This window comes from Algoriphagus sp., from assembly GCF_039969895.1.
GTDB lineage: Bacteria > Bacteroidota > Bacteroidia > Cytophagales > Cyclobacteriaceae > Algoriphagus.
This window is the reverse complement of the sequence record NZ_JBDVMZ010000012.1, coordinates 975,326-990,485: the sequence shown is the minus strand read 5'-3', so window position 1 is coordinate 990,485 and position 15,160 is coordinate 975,326. Positions and strand designations below refer to the sequence as shown.

Annotated in this window: 14 protein-coding genes; 5 read left to right on the top strand and 9 right to left on the bottom strand. The window is 42.6% G+C overall.

The window, feature by feature from the left end; genetic code table 11:
* Positions 1 to 42 precede the first annotated feature (42 nt).
* Positions 43 to 1,128 carry a hypothetical protein gene (locus tag ABJH64_RS10425; RefSeq protein ID WP_348274837.1) on the top strand — a complete coding sequence of 362 codons (1,086 nt, stop codon included), beginning with the start codon at positions 43 to 45 and terminating at the stop codon, positions 1,126 to 1,128.
* 51 nt (positions 1,129 to 1,179) lie between these two features.
* On the opposite strand, the gene panB is transcribed toward ABJH64_RS10425, so the two are convergent.
* From panB to ABJH64_RS10405, 4 genes are all read right to left on the bottom strand, one after another.
* The gene (gene panB / locus ABJH64_RS10420) at positions 1,180 to 2,001 is read right to left on the bottom strand and encodes a 3-methyl-2-oxobutanoate hydroxymethyltransferase (protein WP_348299650.1); all 822 of its coding nucleotides are present in this window, start codon (positions 1,999 to 2,001) and stop codon (positions 1,180 to 1,182) included.
* A gap of 4 nt (positions 2,002 to 2,005) precedes the next feature.
* Positions 2,006 to 2,497, bottom strand: coding sequence for a phosphoribosyltransferase family protein (locus ABJH64_RS10415; protein WP_348276496.1), 492 nt, complete (start codon positions 2,495 to 2,497; stop codon positions 2,006 to 2,008).
* A 61-nt stretch (positions 2,498 to 2,558) separates the two neighbouring features.
* Complete coding sequence (rsgA, locus tag ABJH64_RS10410; protein WP_348276495.1) at positions 2,559 to 3,482, bottom strand: ribosome small subunit-dependent GTPase A; 924 nt, start codon at positions 3,480 to 3,482, stop codon at positions 2,559 to 2,561.
* A gap of 2 nt (positions 3,483 to 3,484) precedes the next feature.
* The gene (locus ABJH64_RS10405; protein WP_348276494.1) at positions 3,485 to 4,723 is read right to left on the bottom strand and encodes a glycosyltransferase N-terminal domain-containing protein; all 1,239 of its coding nucleotides are present in this window, start codon (positions 4,721 to 4,723) and stop codon (positions 3,485 to 3,487) included.
* A gap of 190 nt (positions 4,724 to 4,913) precedes the next feature.
* On the opposite strand from ABJH64_RS10405, the gene ABJH64_RS10400 reads away from it, so the two are divergent.
* Positions 4,914 to 5,399 (top strand): low molecular weight protein-tyrosine-phosphatase, encoded by a 486-nt coding sequence (locus ABJH64_RS10400; protein ID WP_348276493.1) that lies wholly within the window; start codon positions 4,914 to 4,916, stop codon positions 5,397 to 5,399.
* 157 nt (positions 5,400 to 5,556) lie between these two features.
* Here the strand turns inward: ABJH64_RS10400 and ABJH64_RS10395 are convergent, their stop codons facing one another.
* The gene (locus tag ABJH64_RS10395) at positions 5,557 to 6,681 is read right to left on the bottom strand and encodes a Gfo/Idh/MocA family oxidoreductase (RefSeq protein WP_348276492.1); all 1,125 of its coding nucleotides are present in this window, start codon (positions 6,679 to 6,681) and stop codon (positions 5,557 to 5,559) included.
* A gap of 63 nt (positions 6,682 to 6,744) precedes the next feature.
* Complete coding sequence (locus tag ABJH64_RS10390; protein WP_348276491.1) at positions 6,745 to 8,046, bottom strand: aspartate kinase; 1,302 nt, start codon at positions 8,044 to 8,046, stop codon at positions 6,745 to 6,747.
* 57 nt (positions 8,047 to 8,103) lie between these two features.
* On the opposite strand from ABJH64_RS10390, the gene fbp reads away from it, so the two are divergent.
* Both fbp and ABJH64_RS10380 read left to right on the top strand, forming a co-directional pair.
* Positions 8,104 to 9,141 carry a class 1 fructose-bisphosphatase gene (fbp, locus tag ABJH64_RS10385; RefSeq protein WP_348276490.1) on the top strand — a complete coding sequence of 346 codons (1,038 nt, stop codon included), beginning with the start codon at positions 8,104 to 8,106 and terminating at the stop codon, positions 9,139 to 9,141.
* Positions 9,142 to 9,210: 69 nt separating this feature from the next.
* Entirely contained in the window at positions 9,211 to 10,377 is a 1,167-nt protein-coding gene (locus tag ABJH64_RS10380; protein ID WP_348276489.1) for a PQQ-dependent sugar dehydrogenase, read from the top strand.
* A gap of 259 nt (positions 10,378 to 10,636) precedes the next feature.
* Here the strand turns inward: ABJH64_RS10380 and ABJH64_RS10375 are convergent, their stop codons facing one another.
* From ABJH64_RS10375 to ABJH64_RS10365, 3 genes are all read right to left on the bottom strand, one after another.
* Positions 10,637 to 11,695 carry an NAD(P)H-dependent glycerol-3-phosphate dehydrogenase gene (locus ABJH64_RS10375; protein WP_348276488.1) on the bottom strand — a complete coding sequence of 353 codons (1,059 nt, stop codon included), beginning with the start codon at positions 11,693 to 11,695 and terminating at the stop codon, positions 10,637 to 10,639.
* The gene (locus ABJH64_RS10370) at positions 11,673 to 13,370 is read right to left on the bottom strand and encodes a 1-acyl-sn-glycerol-3-phosphate acyltransferase (RefSeq protein WP_348276497.1); all 1,698 of its coding nucleotides are present in this window, start codon (positions 13,368 to 13,370) and stop codon (positions 11,673 to 11,675) included. The genes ABJH64_RS10375 and ABJH64_RS10370 overlap by 23 nt, the downstream gene beginning before the upstream one ends.
* Before the next feature lie 80 nt (positions 13,371 to 13,450).
* A complete protein-coding gene (locus ABJH64_RS10365) occupies positions 13,451 to 13,936 on the bottom strand; it encodes a DUF4199 domain-containing protein (protein ID WP_348276487.1) in 486 nt (161 codons plus the stop codon).
* A 147-nt stretch (positions 13,937 to 14,083) separates the two neighbouring features.
* Here ABJH64_RS10365 and ABJH64_RS10360 point away from each other — a divergent pair, with 147 nt between their 5' ends.
* Positions 14,084 to 15,058 (top strand): polyprenyl synthetase family protein, encoded by a 975-nt coding sequence (locus tag ABJH64_RS10360; protein ID WP_348276486.1) that lies wholly within the window; start codon positions 14,084 to 14,086, stop codon positions 15,056 to 15,058.
* Positions 15,059 to 15,160 lie beyond the last annotated feature (102 nt).

Below are 15,160 nucleotides of genomic sequence, written 5' to 3'. Positions count from 1 at the left end.
AACAGAGACCTTTAGGCATATAAATTTATAACTCAACATGCTATGAAATCTACACTACTATTGATCGGATTTTTCCTACTAGGTATCTTCCAACCTGCGGACCCTTACATCTCTTCCAAAGATTATGATGTGGGAGCTTTCCATAGAAATAAGCAATCTTCCAAATCACCAAAGCGAGTCTATATTCAAAAATTCCGCGCGTTATTCGAAGTGTATGAAGAAGCCTCTGCGAGCACTGCGTCATCCAAAAATGAACGAGCTAATAGAAGCACTACCATCTCCGGAACTAAAACCAGCATGGGGGTTCAGCTTAGCGGGGTGGATGTTCCTGATTTTCAAAAAATAGTCGATGAAGCATACGCAGATTTTGTAGCTCAACTCGAAGCAGATGGCTTTGAAATCATCACTGCTGAAGAGGCTGGAAAGACTGAGTATTATGCTGGCTATACCAAGTTAAAAGGTGGCGCCTCCTCAACTGATCAGGCCACAGGCTATGTCATGGTCACTCCTAATGGATATGAGTACTGGGTTAAGGGGGTCTCTAATGACGGCAGAGAAAAAGGGACTTTCACAGACACCAGCTCTAAGCTTTCCAAAGATCTAGGAGACGCCTATGTGGCAGAAGCTACTTTCGTATTTCCCTTCGTAAACTTGGATGCCAGCTCTACAAGCTTTGCAAATTATGCTTCCTCTAAAGTGAAGGCGGATATTAATTTAAGATTGGCAGCAGCCGTAGGTACAGCGGACAATGAACAAATGAGTCTTGGAAAATTCGCAAAAGGATTTACCCAGTCACCAACCACTTCTCAATTACAATCTCGTGTTCGATTTGTCGCAGGTTACATGGCCAGCTCTCCTTTGTTTGATTCTTCTACAGGATTGAAAAGAGATGTTTATTTCGGAGAAATTTTTGAAACAGACAAATTAGTAGAGGTCACCTCAGCTGAAGTTGCTTCGTTTACTAAAACCGATTATCCTCAACTCGTCATGGTTTCTGGTGGAGAAATGACACTTGCCTCACACTATGTATCCTGTGATCATGATAAATATGTCAGCGCAGCCAAAGGCTCAATGATGGAGATGATAGGAAGTGGGTTAGACAACTTTAAGGCACTCATCAAAGACTAATAAAACCTAACTAAAAAGGGGTTTTTCTTCACTGAAAAACCCCCTTTTTAGTTAATAACTCTCCTTCTCATTCGGAAAGTCCTTACTCTTCACATCTTTGATGTATTGCCCGAATGCTTCCATCATAATTCCTTCCAGATCTGCATATTGTCTCAAAAATCTCGGTTTGAACTCCTGAGTAATACCTAGCATATCATGCATGACCAAGACCTGCCCATCTACTCCTCCTCCGGCACCAATGCCAATGACAGGAATAGCGACTGTCTCAGCTACTCTTTGGGCAAGATCTGCCGGGATTTTTTCTACCACGATCGCAAAGCATCCTAACTCTTCCAGAAGCTTAGCATCTTCCAAAAGCTTCGTAGCTTCTGCTTCCTCTTTTGCCCGAACGGTATAAGTTCCAAACTTATAAATCGACTGAGGAGTCAATCCCAAATGCCCCATTACAGGAACTCCTGCGCTTAGAATTCTAACAACAGATTCTTTGATCTCAGATCCTCCTTCTACTTTCACTGCATGCGCTCCAGACTCTTTCATGATCCGGATAGTAGAGCGAAGCGCCTCAGAGCTATTGCCCTGGTAGCTCCCAAAAGGTATATCCACGACTACAAATGATCTACTCACTGCTCTCACTACGGATGAAGCATGATAAATCATCTGATCTAAGGTGATCGGCAACGTAGTCTCGTGGCCCGCCATGACATTGGAAGCGGAATCGCCAACAAGAATAATGTCGATCCCGGCAGCATCCACTATTTTGGCCATCGAGAAATCGTAGGCTGTAAGCATGGAGATCTTCTCTCCACGATCTTTCATTTCCTGCAGAATGTGCGTGGTGATTCGTTTGACGTTGGCAGACGAGTGTACAGACATAGTATTAATGTAGGTGAACGAAGTAGTTTTCTCCTGAGAAATCTACTTTGATGTGCTCATTAAGTGTAGTTGAAAGTTCAAATCCTGTATAATCAGGACGAATAGGAAAAAGACCGTGGCTACGATTGACTAGCACGGCAATTTCCATTTTATAAAGCTCCTCGTCCAAAAATGGCTTCATGGCATAGACCAAAGTTTTGCCAGTGTTGAGCACATCATCGACAAGGATCAAGGTTTTGCCTTGCAAATCTATATCCTGGGTTAGCTTTACCTCGGCGGAAGCCACATGTGCTTTGTCCAAGACCACTTCAGTTTGCTCGATCGATAGAGGTGAAATTGCTTTCAGTTCGGCGGATAGTAGGTCAGCCAAGATTCCTCCCATGCCAGAAATTCCCGCAAACACTACTCCTTTTGAGTTGAGATTCCTCTCATAAATCTCATAGACCATTCGGGTGATTTTCTTCTTTATCTGCTTATGATTGAGTACTTCGCTCATGATTTTATTTAAAAATGAAAATTAGGCCAATTCTGCTTGGATTCAAAGTCAAGCCCAAGTCTTATCTGTAGTCATCTTCCTCATTAAGGATATTTACATAGCTTTCGTAGCGATATGGGTGGATATATCCGGCTTCTAATTTCTCTAAAACTACACAGCCAGGCTCATTCAGGTGCTGACAATTGTTGTATTTGCACTGGCCCAGGTATTTTCTCATTTCTGGAAAATAGTGTGAAAGCTCATTGTCTTCTATATCCAAAATCCCAAACTCCTTGATTCCTGGAGTATCGATCAAATCTCCTCCATTTTCTAAGGCAAAAAGCTCCGCAAAAGTGGTCGTATGCACTCCTTTGGAAGTAAAACCAGAAATCTCCTTGGTATTTTGCGCAGCTTCGGGAACCAAAGCATTCAGTAAAGTGGATTTCCCAACACCAGAATGTCCAGAGATCAACGTTGACTTTCCTGCCAAAACCAAATCGAATTTCTCTTTCAGATTCTCTTCCTTCAGCGCAGACACTTCGATCACGTGATAGCCAAGTGGCTCGTAGATCTCATGAATATCCAGCAGCCAGTCGTCGGCTTTCTCACCTGACATTTGATCCATTTTGTTCACTACCAAAATGGCTGGAATCCGAAAACTCTCTGTACTCACCAAGAATCTATCGATAAAACCCAATGAAGTTCGAGGACTTTTCATCGTTATCACCAAGATCGCTTGATCTAAGTTGCTAGCGATTATATGTGAAAAATGCTGCTTGCGAGTGGACTTTCGGATCACGTAGTTTTCACGAGGTAAAATGTCCGTTATAACCGCAGTCTCCTGATTTTGCTCTTTTTCCAATTCCACCCAATCACCTACAGCTATAGGATTGGTCAACTTCAGCTCATCTTGTTTGAACTTACCTTTCAACCTCGAAGCCACCACTCCCCCGTCTGTCTGCACCAAGTACCAGCTACCTGTGGATTTTATGACTCTTCCTTGCATCCTTAAGCTATTAATTCCTCCACTTTATTGATTATTCTTTCAGCAGCTCCGATATTCACTTCTACCCAGCTTCTAGCTGCAGCTGCACTTTGTTCATAAACTACTGGCTGTTCCAATTTCATAAAGACCAGTTTTAAACTATCAGCATCTTTCACCTCGAAGCTACATCCCCGCTCCTGACTCACGGCAGACTCAGGGAATTTTGCAACTTTCTCCAATTTGCCAAAGATGACGGGAATCCCAAAACCTATCGGCTCTAAAATATTATGGAGGCCTTTGCCAAAAGCTCCTCCCACATAAGCAACTCTGGCGAATTGGTACAAGGAACTCAGCATTCCTATATTGTCTATGAAAATCACATCTGGAGAATCGTCGGAATCCCACTGAGAAAACCTAGTACTTTTGAGCTTCAACTGTTCCGTCCAGCGCTTCATAGGTTCCGGACTAAGATCATGAGGAGCAATGATCCATCGGTAGTCAGGATGTGAATTCATCAGGGGAATCAGCAACTCCATATCCTCTTGCCATACAGATCCCGCTACTACTACAGGCTTATCTCCTAACCACCTAGCCAAGTCAGGGTATTCTTTATAATTCCTTGCCGTCTCAGCTACCCGGTCAAATCGGGTATCTCCTGCGATACTTACCTGCTGATAGTTGATGGATCTAAGCAGCTCAAGGGTAGTTTCATTTTGTGTGAAAATATGATCAAACTGAAACAGGATATTTCTAAAAAACCCATCGCTTTTGAAATAAATCTGTTCAGATCGGAAAGAGGCCGAAAATAGGAAAAGCGGAATTTGACTCGCTTTAACAGCCCTAATATGATGATACCACAAGTCATATTTGACAAAAAATGCGATCGAAGGAGTTAGACTTTTGACGAATCTATCTGCTTGACGCTTGCTATCCAGCGGCAAATAGGTAATGAAATCCACCTGGGGCTGAGGCTTCTTGGTTACATGATCATAGCCCGATGGGCTAAAAAAACTTACCGCGATGAGGTAATCGGGATGTACCCTTTTCAACTCAGCAATCACCGGCCTAGCCTGCTCATATTCACCTAAGGATGCTACATGAAACCAAGCCAATTTTCCTGGATATTTTAACCTAAATTCCTCAAGTCTCTGAAATAGATTTTTCCTACCTGAGGAAAAATGCCTTATTTTGGGTATGAAAAGGCCTGCAAGCAGTAACAGCAATCTAGCTAAAAATATCCCAACCCTGTAAATCAATTTCATTCTTCAAAAGTAGCTATTTGAAAGGAAATAGTTTTAGTGGTGTTTAATTCTGCCGAGAAGCTCCTCATGAAAATCAAGTTTTAATATTATCCGGAAAAATCCCAAAAGCTGGGTGCAAATCCCCTTAAAATTCGCTACTTTCAAAGCCTTTGTTTTTAAGCTAGTTTGTTGCAATCAGTGGTAAAGTGATATGATAAGAGTTTTATTTGTATGTCTAGGTAATATTTGCCGGTCGCCTTTAGCTGAAGCTATTTTTGTAAATAAGGTAAATGCAGCAAAACTACAAACTAGGTTTAAGTGTGATAGTGCCGGCACATCTGACTTTCATATCGGCGAGTTACCAGATGATCGTACGATAAAGTGCGCATCCAAATACAATCTACCCTTAAAACACAGAGCCAGACAGGTAAACCGTACAGATTTTAGGGATTTTGAATACATTCTAGCAATGGACGAAAACAACCTGCGCAGCTTGAACAACCTCAAAGTTCGCTATGGATTCGCAGATAAGGAAATTCATTTGATGAGGGATTTTGTGACCGAAACTCAGGGAATGCCCGTACCTGACCCCTACTATGGCGGAGACGAAGGATTTGAAGAAATCTATCACATCTTGGATGGTGCCATAGATAGCTTTCTAGCTCAGATTAAAGAAACGCATCAGTTATACGTTTAGTCATCAGCTATTTTTCCATAGCATTTTGACCTAAGCAAGCAAGTAGAAAATCACTCCGGCTCAGATTAAAACACCTCTGATTTTTTATCATGAAAGTAATCCAAAGCATACCTAGCTAAAGTATTCTCCTAATTACTTGCCAGAAAAGAAACTTGCTTTAGGTAAGCTTGAGGGAAACTTTTTCGCCTGTTTTCACAGCTTTGAAGATTGCATCGATAATCTTCATATCCTTCACCCCTTCTTCGCCATTCACCGGAACTTCTGGCTTTTTCCCATCAAAAATAATCGCTGCCATCTCATCCATCTGAACGGTCTGATGCGTCACGATTGGCTCATTAAGAGGGCCTTTATGGGTTTCTCCTTTAATCGGCCCATAGCCAGTCGATGGCTTCATTTCTACCCAACCCTTGCTTCCATTTAGATAAAATTTATCCAGATAATTCATGTAATAAGTGGACAGACAAGAGGCTGTAGCTCCACTAGGGAAGCCAAACTGAAATGTAATGGTCTCATCTATACCTTCTTTGAACTTCTCAGGGTTGCTTTTGGTCTCCTGAGCAGTGACCCAAACTGGCTCTTCTCCGATCATATAGCGCGCTCCATTGATTGCATAAATACCTATATCCATCATCGCTCCTCCACCAGAAAGCACTGGATCTAATCTCCACTGAGTAGGATCACCGATCACAAAGCCACAAAGACCCTGAAAAAATCGAATGTCACCAAACTCACCAGCCTTCCGCATCCGGATCACTTCGAGCGTATTGGGTTCGAAGTGCATCCGGTATCCAATCAACAATTGAACTCCTGCCGCTTTGCAGGCATCTACCATCGCTTGTCCATCTTCCGCATTCACCGCCATAGGTTTTTCACAGATTGCATGCTTCCCCGCCTTAGCCACCCGAATCACCTGATCTTTGTGCAAGGCATTTGGAGTGATGACATAGATCGCATCGATATCAGGATTATTTTTTACAGCATCAAAATTCTCGTAGTTGTAGCAGTTTTTAGCGGGAATATCATACTTTTTTTTCCAATCCTCCACTTTAGAAGGAGTACCGCTGATCACACCTGTTAGCTTGGTGCGGGTACATTTCTGAATGGCTTCGGCGACTCTGGTCCCGTAGCTTCCCAGCCCCATGATAGCGACGCGAAGGATTTGTGGTTCATTGGTGGGTAGGGTAAAAGATTCTGTCATAGCCGAAAGTGTGTTGAAAGTGGGAGTAGCCAATGCCAGAGCGGAAAGACTAGCCTTTTGTAAAAATATTCTTCTGGTTTTCAAGGGATTGGATTTAGGTTATTGAGCTTTTGAATCCTTAAACTATCCAATTTTCTCCAAATCCACTTAATTCCCTTCTTTGGACTTTTCCTCATTTGGAAATTTAATTCGTCGAACTGCCTGAAAAGTATTTCGGGTGCTTTGCTCCAGCAAGATCTCATAGCCTACCAAAAGTTCGGGAATCGTGCCAAAATCCGGATGCAACACAGTAAGTAATTCCAGCCCTTCATTATACCGAACCTCAAAATCCTGCCGAAGACACTCAAGTAATTGCTCCAGCTTAAAAAGCTGAGAATCTATGACGATCGAAATAGAGATCGCAGAAGTCTGAAGCATATTCACTCTGAGTTTCAAACTTTGGAGTTGCTCATAGACCTGATGAATGTGTTTTTCTTCAATAAACGTGAAGTCTGTTACTTTCAAGCTCACAAGGATTTGTTGCTGCTTTAAAATAAAAGACGACACAGGTTCTGTTTTTGCCTGCGCATGGATTTTGGTACCCGGTTGTTCAGGGTGGAGAAAAGACTTAACGAACAAAGGAATCCCCCCATTTGCCAAAGGCTTTATCGTCTTGGGATGAATAACAGAAGCTCCATAGAAGGTCATTTGGGCAGCCTGCTGATAATCTAGCTCTGGGAAAAGAGTCGTTTGGCTGAAGATCTTGGGATCAGCATTCAAAACACCAGGTACGTCCTTCCAGATCGTCACCGAGCCTGCATCTAGACTTGCTGCCAAAATCGCGGCGGTAAAGTCCGACCCTTCCCGGCCCAGTGTCGTAGGTCTGCCAGCGCTATCCGCTCCTATAAATCCTTGAGTCAACACCGGAAAGTGTTCCAGTTTAGGTTTCAATTGAGATTGACAATTTCTTCTGGTTTTTCCCCAATCAATCTTTGCAAATCGAAAATCACTGCTAGTACTGATTAGCTCTCTTGCATCTTGCCAAAGTATCAGCAACTTCTCTTGGCACAAGTATTCCATTACAATCCGTGAGGAAAAAAGCTCCCCAAAACCAATAATCCGATCGTAGTACTCATCGTAGTTGTCCTTAGTGATAGGCTTGTTGAGCTCATGATGGAGCAGGATGAAATAGTTTTCGATTTTGGGGAAAATCACATGTTCATCTTGAAAAAGTGTTTTGCATATCCCGAGGTGAAAATTCTTTAAAATTGTACTATTCACAGAATAATCTTGTTCAGCCAATTTAAGTGAAAGGATGTTTTCCAGCTGATTTGTAGTTTTTCCCATGGCAGAAACCACAATCACAAAATTATTTCGCAATCGATTACGGAGAATTTCAGCTAAGTTTTGAACTGCAAGCGCATCTTTCACAGAAGCTCCTCCAAATTTATAAACCTGAGTTTTTGTCATAAAAATTTTTACCTAATTTTCGAATGTATTATACCTTAAATTGAACTATTCCAACATATGAAAATAGTACCTTATCAGCCAGATCAAAGCGGGTTGGCCTACTCAGTCGGAACCACACTTGACCGATTCATTAAATTCAAGCAAAGCGATTTTCCGTTCGCTTCAGGTGAACTTTCCCAACTTCTTCGTGATATCGCTCTTGCCGCCAAGATAGTCAATCGTGAAACTACACGAGCAGGACTATCGAACATAGGTGGCGCGGTAGGTCAAGTAAATGTACAGGGCGAAGAGCAGCAAAAACTCGATGTGATTGCAAATATTCGCTTCATGCGTGCGCTGAGTAAAGGCGGCGAAGTCTGTGCCATAGTTTCCGAAGAGGAAGATGCTGTGATTGACCTGCAAAATAGCTCTGGCAAATATGTGATAGCGATAGACCCCTTGGACGGCAGCTCCAATATCGATGTAAATATTAGTATAGGAACAATTTTCTCTATTTACCGAAGAAAAACTCCTACAGGCAGCCCAATTCAAAAAGAAGATATCATGCAAGCTGGAACCGAGCAAGTAGCAGCAGGCTATGTGCTTTATGGTTCCTCCACCATGCTGGTTTATACCACCGGGTGCGGTGTAAATGGCTTTACCTACGAACCGTCATTAGGAGAATTTTTCCTTTCTCATCCAGATATACAAGCTCCTAAGAACGGGCAAATCTACTCCGTCAACGAAGGCACACAGCATGAATGGGAAGATGGAATCAATGCGTACATCAATCAATGCAAAGACAGAAGGTACTCTGCGAGATACATAGGATCCTTGGTGGCTGACTTCCATAGAAACCTACTGAAAGGTGGTATCTATCTGTATCCGCCCACTAAAAAGAATCCTTCAGGGAAACTGCGCTTGCTATACGAAGCCAATGCGTTGGCACTAATCGCGGAGCAAGCTGGCGCAAAAGCCACCAATGGATCACAGAGAATTCTGGAAATACAACCAACGGATCTCCACCAAAGAACTCCGCTATTCATCGGTTCTTCTGAAATGGTAAATGAGGTAGAAGCAATGATCGCTAGCGTGGCAGAAACTCCGATTATTTAAGTCGCTCGTGTAAAAAGATTTAAGATCCGGAAGATGTGCTTTATCTTGTGCTAAGATTTTAACATAGCTATGAAAAACATCAATCATTACCTACCTATTGTCCCTATTGCAGCTGGCGTCTTACTGTGGAGCTCTTGCTCGCCTAAAGAACCAGAAGTTATAGCCGAGCCTATCGACGAAACTTATGCCGTTCAGACGGAAGCACTACTTCTCAATGTGGACACACTCTACACGGATTTTGAAAACCCTTGGGGAATGACCTGGCTTGCTGACGGCAAAATGCTAGTCACTGAGAAAAAAGGTGAAATACTGATCTTCCAGGATGATGAATTCACTGGTGAAAAAATACAGGGCTTGCCACAGTTTTGGACTCAGGGCCAGTCAGGACTTCTGGACGTAGCAGCTCACCCAAAATTTGCTGAGAATGGCTGGATTTATATTTCTTATGGAAAACCAATGCCAGATAGCACTTCCACTACTGCTATCATGAGGTTCAAGCTAGAAGGAAACAATGCTGTCAACCAAGAAGAACTTTTTCAATCCGTTCCGGCTTGGAAAGGGGGCAGGCACTTGGGAAGCCGTATCGTTTTTGACAATGATGGCTACCTATATTATTCAAGTGGAGAGCGTGGAGATAATCCATCCAATGCGCAAGATTTGACAAATTCCCATGGGAAAATCCACCGTATTCATGACGATGGTAGAGTCCCAACTGACAATCCATTTGTAGGTACAGAAGGTGCAGTCGCATCGATCTGGACGTATGGCAATAGAAATCCTCAAGGTCTATATTTTGACAAAGTAAACAATAGACTTTACGAAACTGAGCATGGACCTCAGGGGGGTGACGAGTTGAACTTGATCGAAAAAGGCAAGAATTACGGATGGCCGGTGATCACTTGGGGTATTGGCTACGATGACAAGCCTGTATCTGATATTCAGGAAAAAGAGGGAATGGAGCAGCCATTAACCTACTATGTACCTTCTATAGCTACAGCAGGTATGACCATGGTAACTTCGGATAAGTACCCAGCTTGGAAGGGTGATATTCTTATTGGAGCATTGAGTAAAATGCACATCAACCGTGTGGACATGAATGGCACAGTGGCAGGAAATCAAGAAATCATGCTTCAGGATATCGGACGTGTGCGCCAGGTTTCGCAAAGTCCAGATGGGTATATCTATGCGATTACCGAGGGTACCGGCTTGATGGTGAAATTGATTCCAATTCGATAAATACGGTTAAGTATATAATTGAAAAAAGGCCACTTTTGATTTCTCAAAAGTGGCCTTTCTTTATTATAGTCAGGAAAGAGTTCACTTAAAGCAGCTCTTTCAGAACAACATTAACTATAAACGGAGCCTTTTGAAAGATTGAATTGTAACGGATACGTATCTAATACTGCTGGCATCTAAGCCAACTTAAACCATTTGATTTTACACTAAATTCCTGTGCTCTTTGCGATTTCTTTGCGATCTCGGTAGTTCAAAAAAATTACACAAAATCCACATCCACATTGAAGGGATATTTCATCAGAAACTGTAACGCCTCTTCGATCTCCAAATCTTCAAATAGTACGCGATAGAGATTCTCGGTGATAGGTGCCCGCAAATCCGCAGTCTCCAGAAAAGCCTTAATAATTCGCACGGTATTGATACCTTCTGCCACCTCATCCATATCGGCGAGAATTTCATCTAAGGTTTCGCCCTTGGCAAGCCTGTATCCCACGGTGAAGTTCCTTGAGTGAATCGAGTTGCAAGTAGTGACCAAGTCACCAATTCCTGCTAAGCCCATCACAGATTTGATGCTTCCTCCTAGCGCATTTCCCAAGTGAATCATTTCCACCATACCCCGGCTGATGAGCAAACCTTTGGCATTTTCCCCCAATCCTAACCCCGCCAAAGCTCCTGAGGCGATAGCAATGATATTTTTCAGCACTCCGCTTAGCTCAACACCAATTATATCTGAATTGCCATAAACCTGGAATTTCTCAGATCTCAGCAGGCTTTGACCTTCTAAAATCACCTCGTTGTATTTACTGGCTATCACAGTGGCAGCAGGCTGTCCCTGCGCTAGTTCTTTCGAAATATTTGGACCTGCCAGGCATCCTACCCGCACTGCTACCGTCTCCTGAATAATCACCTCACTCATGGTGAGTAGTTGGGAGCGTTTGATTTTTTTAACAGTCTCTAGCGATTCACCTGGCTTGAGGTTCAGACAGAGTCCTTTGGTACCATGGATTATCAAATGATACGGGAAGAGAAAGGGCGAAAAGTTACGTACCACTTCTTGGAATCCCGAAGAAGAAATCATGAAAAACAACACATCACAGCTTTGGCAGAGTTGTTCTGGGTCATTGGATGCGATGATATGTTCATTCAGTGCTTTTCCCTGAGCCGTATGAGAAGTATTGATCTCATCCACCACTTCTTGCTTCCGTGCATAGACCATGACTGGATTTTTGGCAGCCAGAATATTTGCGATGGCTGCGCCAAAGCTCCCCACTCCGACTACTCCTATATACTTAGCTTCAGTAGAGTTTTTCGAGTCCATATCCTGTCAGTCTGTTGTGATAAAAATAAAGTAGGCTCATATCATCCGTTCCTATATCTCCATTTTTGTCCTCAATTATTGGTCGCTTGGAATGATACATTCCCACATTTTCTATTCCTCGCTTGATGATTTCATCCAGATCTTTGGAGAGGTGAGGCGCAGTATTGATCAGCCCCTGAGATTTCAATTCTTTGATTTTATCCAAAACGAGCTGGCAACTAGCCTTAAATTCCTCATAAGGGATGCTAATATCTTCCTGCGGAATCCTCAGTAGGTCAAATAAATCCAGCTTTTTATTTCGCTGCTTGATTATTTCAAAAGCCACAAATGCGACCAGATGCGAGTTGAAAACACGATTTATCTTATGGAATTCCTCTACGATTCGCTTGCCTAGCATATTCGTATATTCTTCTTCCCGCTGATTGTCTATAGTCACTTCCCCTCCTGACACAAAATAGTCCCGGGTATCAATCACCCGTCCATGCTTATCCAAACTTTTCCCTTCTACATCCACATAGTTACCGAGAACATCCATTGCTTTTCCCACAGAAACTGAGATATCTGATCCTTTGGTAAAAAATTTGACAAGAAACTTGGAGATTTTGTAGGAGTTAGAAAACTCATCATTCTCCTTGTAATAGCGCTCTTGACCGGTAATACTCAGGTGATCCCGAATCAAACTGGGAGCTTCTAGCACAAAGTGATAATTGATAGTCACTGGTACGATGAAAATCTTACCCGTGATATCGTTCAGTCCAGATTCATAGTTTGCCCGCTGAGCTTCTATGGCAGTACTGAGGAGCCCGAGCTTAAGCTTGGATTCTATCATTCCGCTTCTGGACCTTGTTCCTCCAGGAAAAAAAAGTGAGTGACATCCAAACTGAATCGCTTCCTTGGAATAGGTCTTCAGCGTCTCCAGATACATTAAGTTCTTCTTTCTCCGATCCACTTTGTATGCACCGAGGGAATTCATGAAGTAAGCGAAAATGGAAATATTGAACAGGTTCAGACCTGCACCATAGATAAAGGGAGGCAAACCCAAAACAGAAATCACCCAGCCAATCAGAATACTATCCAGGTTGCTAAAGTGTGTGGGTACCATCACTACGGTTCCTTTGGTCGCCAAATCTCTTAATTGATCCGTCTCTCCGGTGATCTGAATCTTATCCTGGAGCGTGTATTGATTGCTGAAAATAGACTTGAACCCCTTGACCCGAGCTGCATTCAGTAGCCTTGAAAAGCCATACGTGACTACCGAGCGTGTGAATTTATAATGTGTAGCCTTGAAATTACTGGCAATTTCTTCTGCATACCGAGCTGTGATTTGATTCAAAATCGACTTGTAGGCCTGAAATTTTTTAAGTTTCTGCCGCCCATTTTCTGTGCTTATTTGAACTAACGAAGATTTGACACCGCTCCAGAAAGCCTCATCATCATCTGGATCTACTACCCAAGGATTTTGCTTGATCCTAAGCTTTTCTCTATAGAGCGTCGTCTCCAATTCCTCCTTGAGAATATCAGGATTATTACCCGTGAGTTTGAGAATTCTATCTTCAGATAGATCAGCCACTTTCTTCACAAATTCCTTCCGCTCTCTCGCCAGCTTCACTACTGGCCATTCCTCCTTACTAGGGTGAATCGGCTCGTACTTATGCTTGATGTATTTCTCCTCCAAGTGTCTGGTTTTAGTTAAAAATCTGCTCAAAGATAGTGAAAAAGCCCTTTGTACTCTAACTCATCTCAGCCAATGAATTCTCAGCTCTTGCTCTTTGACTTTACTACAAAAGCTACAATCGCAGAAGTCAATAGCCCCATGACCATGGCTCCTATCATGGATTGGATCATGTAACTTTTCAAATTAAAATATGCCTCCGCGTCTTCCTGTGTCATTGTTCCTTGGGCGACGACATAGGTAATCACATTGCCGAAGTAGTCCGGCGTGATAAATTCACTGATAATATATTGAGAAAGTGGGCTAAGTAAAGCCACGATGATCGTAATAATCAACCCTGACATAAATCCTTGTTTATAGCTCATTAGGCCGTGATAGAAATTTTTCTTTTTGTCACGGAGGGCAAAAACATAAATCGCAATAGAGGGGATAGCCACAAAATTCGTGAAAGTCGGATGGCCCGCAATCTTCTCATCATGGTAACCAAGGGACTTTTCCAGCATCATCCAGGCAAGCATCATGAGCACAAAAATGAATGCCCACTTGATTTCAATCTTAAAATTCTTCATCGTATCTCGGGTTAGGGGTGCAAAATAAGTAGTACAAAATACACAATTTCCAAAAATCACAATCAATTTGGCCTCTTCACAGTTCATAGAACTACATTCCCTTGTCCATGAGAGAAACGGTAGTATTTTTACAGCATCAAAGACCGGATGAAACCAGACCTTAAGCAAATACAAATTCCAATAGAGAACGAAATGGCTCAGTTTGAACTGAAATTTCGGGCTTCTATGAAATCTAAGGTCAAACTTCTAGACCACATCACGAATTACATTGTCAAGCGCAAAGGCAAGCAAATGCGTCCGATGTTTGTGTTTTTGACAGCGGGAGTTTGTGGAGGAATCAATGACTCCACTCACCGAGGCGCAGCATTAATTGAACTTTTACACACGGCGACTTTGGTACACGATGATGTCGTGGATGATGCAAACTACCGACGCGGGTTTTTCTCTGTCAATGCCCTTTGGAAAAACAAAATCTCAGTGCTTGTAGGCGACTATCTGCTTTCCAGAGGATTGCTTCTAAGTGTGGAAAACAATGATTTCAAACTCCTGAAGATCGTTTCCAACGCAGTAAAGGAAATGTCTGAAGGCGAATTGCTGCAAATCGCTAAAGCGCGTAAGCTCGACATTACAGAGGAAGTATATTACGATATAATTCGTCAGAAAACCGCCAGTTTGTTGGCTTCCTGCTGTGCAGTAGGTGCATCCAGCACTGATAGCAGTGATGAGACAATTTCCAAAATGAGAATTTTTGGAGAGAAAGTCGGGATGGCATTTCAGATCAAAGACGATCTTTTTGACTACGGCGAAGATGAAATCGGCAAGCCTGTCGGAATAGATATCAAAGAGAAGAAAATGACACTTCCCCTTATTTTTGCGTTGCAAAAGGCGGATTGGCTGGAGAAAAAGAAAATCATCAACCTGATCAGAAACCGGAGCGAAGACAAGAAAGCAGTCAATCAGGTAATCGAATTTGTAAAGAAAAGTGGCGGTTTGGAATACGCCAAAACCATCATGGATAGATTTTATCAGGAAGCATTGGATATCCTGAAAACCTTTCCCGAGTCTGAATACAAAACTTCTCTGGAAGGATTGGTGAGTTATACGATTGAGAGGAAAAAGTAGGGTTTGAATTAGCTAGAAGACGGAAGACCGAAGTGGCCGTAGCCGTCATCGCGAACGACGTAGGAGTGAAGCGATCTAACTGTAAGAAGTAAAAAGTGTCAA

Excerpts from the sequence above, each read along its gene's own strand:
- ABJH64_RS10380 (WP_348276489.1), top strand. The coding sequence starts at position 9,211 with ATGAAAAACATCAATCATTACCTACCTATTGTCCCTATTGCAGCTGGC.
- ABJH64_RS10405 (WP_348276494.1), bottom strand. The coding sequence starts at position 4,723 with ATGAAATTGATTTACAGGGTTGGGATATTTTTAGCTAGATTGCTGTTA.
- rsgA (WP_348276495.1), bottom strand. The coding sequence starts at position 3,482 with ATGCAAGGAAGAGTCATAAAATCCACAGGTAGCTGGTACTTGGTGCAG.
- panB (WP_348299650.1), bottom strand. The coding sequence starts at position 2,001 with ATGTCTGTACACTCGTCTGCCAACGTCAAACGAATCACCACGCACATT.
- ABJH64_RS10365 (WP_348276487.1), bottom strand. The coding sequence starts at position 13,936 with ATGAAGAATTTTAAGATTGAAATCAAGTGGGCATTCATTTTTGTGCTC.
- ABJH64_RS10360 (WP_348276486.1), top strand. The coding sequence starts at position 14,084 with ATGAAACCAGACCTTAAGCAAATACAAATTCCAATAGAGAACGAAATG.
- ABJH64_RS10425 (WP_348274837.1), top strand. The coding sequence starts at position 43 with ATGAAATCTACACTACTATTGATCGGATTTTTCCTACTAGGTATCTTC.
- ABJH64_RS10375 (WP_348276488.1), bottom strand. The coding sequence starts at position 11,695 with ATGGACTCGAAAAACTCTACTGAAGCTAAGTATATAGGAGTAGTCGGA.
- fbp (WP_348276490.1), top strand. The coding sequence starts at position 8,104 with ATGAAAATAGTACCTTATCAGCCAGATCAAAGCGGGTTGGCCTACTCA.
- ABJH64_RS10390 (WP_348276491.1), bottom strand. The coding sequence starts at position 8,046 with ATGACAAAAACTCAGGTTTATAAATTTGGAGGAGCTTCTGTGAAAGAT.
- ABJH64_RS10400 (WP_348276493.1), top strand. The coding sequence starts at position 4,914 with ATGATAAGAGTTTTATTTGTATGTCTAGGTAATATTTGCCGGTCGCCT.
- ABJH64_RS10415 (WP_348276496.1), bottom strand. The coding sequence starts at position 2,497 with ATGAGCGAAGTACTCAATCATAAGCAGATAAAGAAGAAAATCACCCGA.